This window comes from uncultured Maricaulis sp., assembly GCF_963976135.1.
Classification (GTDB): domain Bacteria; phylum Pseudomonadota; class Alphaproteobacteria; order Caulobacterales; family Maricaulaceae; genus Maricaulis.
Window position 1 is genome coordinate 1 of sequence record NZ_CAXBKN010000134.1, and the last position, 5573, is coordinate 5573.

At 64.3% G+C, this 5573-nt stretch carries 4 protein-coding genes; 3 read left to right on the plus strand and 1 reads right to left on the minus strand.

The window, feature by feature from the left end; genetic code table 11:
- The 3 genes from AAC023_RS13360 to AAC023_RS13370 form a co-directional block, all read left to right on the plus strand.
- On the plus strand, positions 1-1586 hold a 1586-nt coding region (locus AAC023_RS13360), incomplete at its 5' end, for a SulP family inorganic anion transporter (protein ID WP_339741693.1).
- Between the two features lie 128 nt (positions 1587-1714).
- A complete protein-coding gene (gene acs / locus AAC023_RS13365) occupies positions 1715-3667 on the plus strand; it encodes an acetate--CoA ligase (RefSeq protein WP_339741694.1) in 1953 nt (650 codons plus the stop codon).
- Positions 3664-4179: a hypothetical protein gene (locus AAC023_RS13370; protein WP_339741695.1), complete on the plus strand. Its 516-nt coding sequence runs from the start codon at positions 3664-3666 to the stop codon at positions 4177-4179. The genes acs and AAC023_RS13370 overlap by 4 nt, the downstream gene beginning before the upstream one ends.
- An 87-nt stretch (positions 4180-4266) precedes the next feature.
- On the opposite strand, the gene aceB is transcribed toward AAC023_RS13370, so the two are convergent.
- On the minus strand, positions 4267-5573 hold a 1307-nt coding region (gene aceB / locus AAC023_RS13375; RefSeq protein ID WP_339741696.1), incomplete at its 5' end, for a malate synthase A.

Consider the following 5573-nt stretch of genomic DNA (forward strand, 5'->3'; position numbering starts at 1 on the left):
GGCTTTATGCCTCGATCGCACCGCTGGTCGCCTATGCCCTGTTCGGCTCGAGCCGCGTGCTCGCCGTCGGGCCGGTCGCGGTTGTCTCCCTGATGACCGCCGCCGCGATCGGCAATCTCGGCCTGACTGATCCGGCGCAGCAAATGGCCGCGGCCGGGGCGCTGGCGGCGCTCTCGAGTTTCTTCCTGCTCCTGTTCGGCCTGTTCAAACTCGGCAGTGTTTCCAACTTTCTCAGCCGGCCCGTGGTTGGCGCCTTTGTCACCGCCTCAACCATCCTGATCATCGCCAGCCAGGCCAAGCATATTCTCGGCATCAGCGCCCACGGCTCGACCCTGCCGGAATTGCTGTTGTCGATGAGCCCGCAGCTGACCGCGATCAACCTGGTGGCGCTGGTAATCGGGGTCGGCAGCATCGCTTTCCTGGTCGCGGCGCGCACGGTACTGCCGCGCCTGTTGACGGCGCTGAAGCTGAGCGAAGACATGGCCGGCGGCATCGCCCGCGCTGCCCCGGCCGGCCTCGTCGTACTGGCGACCGCCATTGCCTGGGGTTTCCATCTCGACAGCGGCGCCAACCTGGCCGTGGTCGGCGTCTTGCCCAGCGGATTGCCGCCCTTCCAGCTGCCGATTGTCAGCCTGGATATCTGGCGCGCCCTGATCGGTCCGGCAGCGCTGATCTCGCTGATCGGGTTTGTCGAAAGCGTCTCGGTCGGCCAGTCGCTCGCGGCAAGACGGCGCGAAAGCGTCAATCCGGACCGCGAATTGTTCGGCCTCGGCGCGGCCAATGCGGCGGCGGCCCTGACGGGCGGTTATCCAGTCACCGGCGGTTTTGCCCGCTCGGTCGTCAATGAGGCCGCCGGCGCGCAGACCCCGCTCGCCGGCGTCTTCACGGCGGCGATCATCCTTCTGGTCGCGGTCTTCCTGACGCCGCTCTTCCACTTCCTGCCCAAGGCGACCCTGGCCGCGACCATTCTGGTGGCTGTCGCCAAGCTGGCCGATTTCGCCGGTCTCTGGAAAGCATGGAAATACGCGCCCGCTGACGGTGCGGCGGCGTTTCTTACGCTGTTCGGCGTCCTCTTCCTTGGCGTCGAGATCGGTCTCACCCTGGGCGTAGTCGTTTCGGTCGGCGCCGCGCTGCAGCGCACGATGCGGCCGCACTGGACACGGGTCGGGCAAGTGCCGGGCACGCATCACTTCCGCAATCCCGCCCGCCATGAGGTGATCGTCTCGCCGCACGTCTATGCGCTACGCGTCGACGGGGCGCTGTATTTTGCCAATGCGCGCTTTCTTGAGGAACTCGTCGCCGACATCATCGCCAAGAATGATGGCATCACCGATTTCATACTGATGTTCCCGGCGGTCAATTTCGTCGATGCCAGCGCGCTGGAAAGCCTGGTCGCGATCAATCACCGCCTGATGGATGCCGGCGTCAAACTCCACCTGTCCGAAGTAATCGGCCCGGTCAGCGACCGGCTCGGCGCGGCCGGCTTCCTCGAGGAACTCTCCGGCGAAGTCTTCCTGTCGCAATACGCCGCCATGCGCACACTCGACCCGGCAACAACGCTGCGGGCCGAAGGTCTGCAGGCCTGATCAGAAGCGCCAGGCGAACGCCCCCTGGCCCCGGCTTGAGTCCGTCCTGAAATCCCCATTATCCTCACCCCTGCCATAGGCTAGACTGCCTATTCGTCCATCCGCGATCCAAACCGGAGTTCCCGCCCATGCCGTCCCAGGACCAGACCGTCTATCCCGTCCCCGAATCCAGCAAGCGCTCCACCCTCGTCAATGCCGAACGCTATGCCGAACTTTACCGGCAATCGGTCGATCAGCCCGACGCCTTCTGGCGCCAGGAAGCGGCGCGGCTGGAGTGGATGACGCCCTTCACCCAGGTCGAGGACACCTCCTGGGACAAGGATGATCTCCACATCCGCTGGTTCGCCGACGGCACGCTCAATGCCTGCGCCAATTGCATCGACCGGCATCTGCCCGAGCGCGCCCATGACACCGCGATCATCTGGGAGGGCGATGATCCCGCCGCCAGCGCGAAAATCACCTATGGCGAGCTGCACGACCATGTCTGCCGCCTGGCCAATGGTCTCAAATCACTCGGCGTCAAGAAGGGCGACCGCGTCACCATCTACATGCCGATGATCCCGGAAGCGGCCTATGCCATGCTCGCCTGCGCCCGCATCGGGGCGGTGCATTCAGTCGTGTTTGGCGGCTTCTCGCCGGAAGCCCTGGCCGGGCGGATCAATGATTGCGCCAGCGATATCGTCATCACCGCCGATGAAGGCATGCGCGGCGGCAAGGCGACGCCGCTGAAAGCCAATGTCGACCGGGCGATGCATCACGCGCCCGGCGTCAAACAGGTCGTGGTCGTCAAGCGCACCGGCGGCGCGATGAAATGGGATCCGGCCCGCGATGTCTGGTATCACGACCTGATCGCGCGCCAGCCGGCGACCTGCCCGCCCGAGCCGATGAATGCCGAGGATCCACTCTTCATCCTCTACACCTCCGGCTCGACCGGCCAGCCCAAGGGCGTGCTGCACACCACCGGCGGCTATATGGTCTGGGCGGCGATGACGCATGAATATGTGTTCGATTACAAACACGGCGAGATCTACTGGTGCACGGCCGATGTCGGCTGGGTCACCGGCCATAGCTATATTCTCTACGGACCGCTCGCCAATGGCGCCACGACGCTGATGTTCGAGGGCATTCCGACCTGGCCCGGTCCCGACCGCTTCTGGCAGGTGATCGACAAGCACCAGGTCAATATCTTCTACACCGCCCCGACCGCGATCCGCGCCCTGATGCGCGAGGGTGACGGGCCGGTGCAGGGCTCCTCGCGGGCGTCCTTGCGCCTGCTCGGCTCGGTCGGCGAACCGATCAATCCGGAAGCCTGGACCTGGTATCACCGTGTCGTCGGCGATGGCCGCTGCCCGATCGTCGATACCTGGTGGCAGACGGAGACCGGCGGCATCATGATTTCCCCCCTGCCCGGCGCCACCGATCTCAAGCCCGGCTCGGCGACCAGGCCCGTGTTTGGCATCGTGCCGGCGCTGGTCAGCAATGAGGGCCAGCCCCTGCCCGAGACCGGCGCGGCCGAGGGCAATCTGATCATCGAACGCTCCTGGCCCGGCCAGGCGCGTACAATCTATGGCGACCACCAGCGCTTCATTGACACCTATTTCTCGACCTATCCCGGCGCCTATTTCACCGGCGATGGCGCGCGCCGCGACGAAGATGGCTATTGGTGGATCACCGGCCGCGTCGATGACGTGCTCAATGTCTCCGGCCACCGGCTCGGCACGGCCGAGATCGAGAGCGCGCTCGTGGCCCATACCGATGTCGCCGAGGCGGCCGTCGTTGGCTATCCGCACGATATCAAGGGTCAGGGGATCTATTGTTATGTGACGCTGAATTCCGGCATCGTGCCGAACGAGGATTCGGCGAAAATGCTGCGCCAGTGGGTGCGCCAGGAGATCGGCCCGATCGCGACGCCCGACTTGGTGCAATTCGCCCCGGGCCTGCCAAAGACCCGTTCGGGCAAGATCATGCGGCGCATTCTGCGCAAGATTGCCGAGAACGAGTTTGGCAATCTCGGTGACACGTCTACACTCGCAGACCCGAGCGTTGTTGAAGATCTGATCGAGAACCGGAAAAACCGATGAAGCGTGTTGTTGTCCTAGCCGTCGCCGCCAGCAGCCTGCTGGCCGCCTGCGCCACCGAAACCGTGCCCGCCTGCCGCGCGCCGCAAGCCCATGAGATGGCCGCCTTCGCCGCCATCATCAGCCATAATGAAACCAATGTAAGCCAGAGCCTGGCACCAAATGCCCTGCGCAATGCCTTCATCCGCCGCGACCCGCTGGTGCGCGCCTGGGTCTGGGGTGCACCGGGGCAGACCCAGGGCACGCTGGTCGGCATGCTGTCGCAACCACCGCTCTGCATCATCGATGATCCGCGCGTCGCCGCGACGGAGACGGTCCGCCAGGTGCTGGTCTACCCGCAGGCGGCCTTCAACCGCGTTGCGCCACCGGCCGCGACACCGCTGGCCGATGCACCGCCGCCCTATGGCAGCGCCATGCGCGACTTCCTCAGCTGCCGCTTTGAAAGCACCGCTGATGGCTGGAAACTGGCCGATATGTGCGGCTATCGCATGCCGTCCAGCATGAGCGGTTCCTGATCGCCGCACCGGCTCCGGGCAAACAGAATAGACCGGCTCCGCTTGGCGCAGCCGGTCTATTCTACGGTCGCGTCAAAGAGAGCGAGCCTAATCCTCGAACTCTTTCAGGCGCATCGATTTCTTGAGGCCTTCGGTCAGCACGTCATAGGCTGGCAGGGTGAGGAATTCGACGAATTCCTCGGACAGAACCAGATCATTCAGGATCGTGCTGGCCTGGGCGATCCGCTCCTGCAGCTCGCTCTGGCCTTCGACTTCCGCCTGGATTGACTTGTTGATCGCCTCGATCTTCGCCCCCAGCATGTCAGTGGTCAGGGCAGTCCCCTCGGCGGTCGACTTGTCGAAACGGCGCCACTGCCAGAGCTGGGCCCGGGCGATTTCGGCGGTCGCCGCATCCTCCATCAGATTGCGGATCGGCACGGCCCCGCGTCCACCCAGCCAGGCCGCGATATAGCGGATGGCGACATCGATATTGTCGGCGACGCCGGCATCGGTGATATCGCCTTCGGGCGCCTTGAGCAGGTCATGCGTCGTCACCGGCATGGCGAATTCGTCAACGAAATCGAGCTGGTTGGCGTCCGGCATGTGTTTGTCGAACACCGCCATGGCGACCGGCACGAGATCGGGGTGCGCCACCCAGGTGCCGTCATGGCCGTTCTTGACCTCGCGCAGCTTGTCCTGGCGAACCTGTTCCAGCGCCGCATCATTGGCCGCTTCATCGCCCTTGACGGGAATGAAGGCCGACATCCCGCCCATGGCATGGGCACCGCGGCGGTGGCACACCGCCACAACGCGCCGGGAATAGGCCGCCATGAAGGGTGTTTTCATCGTCACGGCCGAGCGATCGGGCAGTACATGCTCGGGGCGTGCCTGCAGGCGTTTGATATAGCTGAAAATATAGTCCCAGCGGCCGCAATTGAGGGCGACGATATTGCCGCGCAGCTCGTAGAGGATCTCGTCGAGCTCGAAACTGGCCGGCAGGGTCTCGATCAGCACGGTGGCGCGGATCGTGCCGCGCTCAAGGCCAAGCTCGTCCTCGGCATGCTGGAAGACCAGCGCCCACAACCGCGCCTCGAAGCGCGATTCGATCTTGGGCAGATAGAAGTATGGCCCCGTGCCGCGCTCTTTCAGGGCGGCGTGGTTATTGAACAGATACAGGCCGAAATCGAAGAAGGATCCGGAGATGGCCTGACCGTTGACGCGCAGATTGCGTTCATCGAGATGCCAGCCGCGCGGACGCACGATCAACACCGCAGCGTCTTCATTGATCTGGTAGCGCTTGCCGTTTTTCTCGTCGACATAATCGATCTCGCGGCGAACAGCGTCGCGCAGATTGATCTGTCCCTCGATCAGGTTGGACCAGACCGGCGAGGTCGCGTCCTCGAAGTCGGCCATGA

Excerpts from the sequence above, each read along its gene's own strand:
- acs (WP_339741694.1), top strand. The coding sequence starts at position 1,715 with ATGCCGTCCCAGGACCAGACCGTCTATCCCGTCCCCGAATCCAGCAAG.
- AAC023_RS13370 (WP_339741695.1), top strand. The coding sequence starts at position 3,664 with ATGAAGCGTGTTGTTGTCCTAGCCGTCGCCGCCAGCAGCCTGCTGGCC.